Raw genomic sequence first — 509 nt, forward strand, 5'->3', positions numbered from 1 at the left:
GCCGGGGCCCGCCAGCCGCCCAGGAAGAGGGTGACCATCAGCATGGACACGATGACCATGTGGATGTACTCGGACATCATGAAGAACGCGAACTTGATGGACGAGTACTCGGTGAGATAGCCGCCGACCAGGTCGCCCTCGGACTCCGGCATGTCGAACGGCAGCCGGTGCGCCTCACCGACCATCGCGACCGTGTAGATCAGGAAGGACACCGGCAGCAGGACCAGGAACCAGCGGTCGATGTTGGTCAGGTTGAAGACGCCGTCAACCGAGAGGCCCGCGCGGAACGCGTCAGCGATATACCAGATACGCTCAGCGCCGGCATCTTTCAGCTCGCGGCGGATTTTGGTCAGCGCTTCCGGGTCGTCGAGGCTCACTTTCGGGTCGAAGCCGGTAGCGCCCACTTCCAGACCGCGCAGCGCTTTCTGCAAGGATTCCTGCTGGGTACGGCCAATCGCCATCACTTCGCCGACAGACTTCATCTGGGTGGTCAGACGGTCGTTGGCGCC

General features: G+C 62.9%; 1 protein-coding gene. It reads right to left on the bottom strand.

Translation table 11 applies throughout. The features are described from left to right. The coding region (locus ABD339_RS33655) for an NADH-quinone oxidoreductase subunit H (protein WP_344570959.1) at positions 1 to 509 on the bottom strand (509 nt) is incomplete at both ends.

The organism is Streptomyces axinellae (assembly GCF_039532135.1).
Classification (GTDB): Bacteria; Actinomycetota; Actinomycetes; order Streptomycetales; family Streptomycetaceae; genus Streptomyces; species Streptomyces axinellae.